The 1,665-nt window shown below is 39.8% G+C and carries 3 protein-coding genes; 2 read left to right on the top strand and 1 reads right to left on the bottom strand.

The window, feature by feature from the left end:
- Positions 1-232 precede the first annotated feature (232 nt).
- Both HT687_RS11315 and HT687_RS11310 read left to right on the top strand, forming a co-directional pair.
- Entirely contained in the window at positions 233-382 is a 150-nt protein-coding gene (locus HT687_RS11315; RefSeq protein ID WP_162199246.1) for a hypothetical protein, read from the top strand.
- 141 nt (positions 383-523) lie between these two features.
- Entirely contained in the window at positions 524-703 is a 180-nt protein-coding gene (locus HT687_RS11310) for a hypothetical protein (RefSeq protein WP_001233346.1), read from the top strand.
- Positions 704-920: 217 nt separating this feature from the next.
- On the opposite strand, the gene HT687_RS11305 is transcribed toward HT687_RS11310, so the two are convergent.
- The coding region (locus tag HT687_RS11305; protein WP_172924215.1) for an N-acetylmuramoyl-L-alanine amidase family protein at positions 921-1,665 on the bottom strand (745 nt) is incomplete at its 5' end.

Genomic DNA, 1,665 nt, shown 5'->3' with positions numbered 1-1,665 from the left:
TTCATCGGCTTTTACAAATACCTTTACATCGTTTTACTATATCTTACAATACCTTTTAAAACAGCTATATTTTGAGCTTTTAAATAAATGTTTTTACATCATTTTACAGAGGTTTACGACACTTTTGCCCCTTTTTTGCCCCCTGTTTTTTTAAAAAACTTCATCAAAACTCTTGACTTTCTCGGTATACCGTGATATAATATAATCAAGATAAGGAAAGGGGGTGATGAAATTGAACAAAGAAGATTGGCTTAGGTTACTTGAAAAGGAAATAGACAATATTCCTGAAACGGTAACTGCTATCGCAAGTCTAGTGACCGCAATAACGGTCGCAAGGCAAAACAAAAAGCGTAAACCAAAATCCCGTCAAAGAAAAAGGTAAACGCTAAGAGGTTGGGGCGAAAGCCCCTCACACCTCTATTTTATCAAATGAAGAGAGGAAATGCAATGGTCAGCGCAATAGCTATTTTTATAATTGCAATCAATGTATATATTTATCTAAAAAACAAAAAGGACAAATAAGATGAGAAAAGTTATTCAAGAATTGCTAGACAGTTCGATGTCTACATCTACTATTTCGCAAGGTGCTGGAGTTCCATGGACTACTGTTTCTGATCTCAGAAAAGGAAAAACAAGCATGGACAAAATGGCACTTCTCACAGCGGAAAAACTTTATGAATTTGCTACAACTGATAAGCAGTGATTTCGGTCACTGTTTTTTATTTTTAACAAAACACCGTTTTTGACAATAATACACCACGATTTCCTCTCCATATTCTTCATGTAAACGCTTTTTTGAACAATAGGATTGTGATTTTGCTTTCTAATCGTTCAAAATGTGTGTTTTTGTAAAATAAAAAAACCGCAAGCCTGAGCCTGCGGTGAAAGAACAATTTAGAAAGTTTCCTTTCTATTTATTTTTAAATTATTTTTGTTGTAATCAAACCGTCAGGCTCAATTTCAAACTCTGGCTTGTCTGCCATTGTTCCGTCTGGTTTGATGTAGTACCAGCCTGTTCCGTCTGCGGACTGGACGAAGGCGTTTGATACCATGGCACCTTCTTTACCGTCAAGATAATACCAAGTCTCCTTGTACTTGACCCATCCTGTCTTCATAGCACCCTCTACGTCGAAATAATACCACTTCTCAGCGATTTTCTTCCAGCCTGTCGCCATTTCGCCAGATTGGTCAAACCAGTACCAGTTGCCGTCTGTGTGCTGCTTCCAGCGGTCTGCAAGCATGTAGCCTGAACCGTCGAAATAATACCAGGTTCCGTTGACCTTCTCAAACTTATCTTTTGGATAAGAGCCGTCTGAGTGTGCATACCAATAGCCTGTATCGTTCTTCTTCCAACCTGCTTCAACGCTCAAGCCGTTTTCAATGTCTCGCTTGAACTGTTCGCGGCTAATGCCCCATTTGGCTAGATATGGATACGGGTCAACGTGGTCTGAGTTGTTGTTAGGCTGGTTATTCGTACAGTATTCATGCGTCTTGATACCTGCCAAGTCATCTGTATCAAGCGTTTTAGGCAAGCCTGCTTCATCTGCTAGATTGCGTAAGAGTTCGATATACAGACGGTAGTCAGCCATGAACTCTTCTGTAGTTGAATGGCTTTCAATCAATTCAACTGCCGCATAGCTTTCCGCATTCCAACCGCCACCAACG

The organism is Streptococcus sp. 1449 (assembly GCF_013276805.1).
Lineage (GTDB): Bacteria > Bacillota > Bacilli > Lactobacillales > Streptococcaceae > Streptococcus > Streptococcus pseudopneumoniae.
This window is presented reverse-complemented; position numbering and strand designations above follow the sequence as displayed.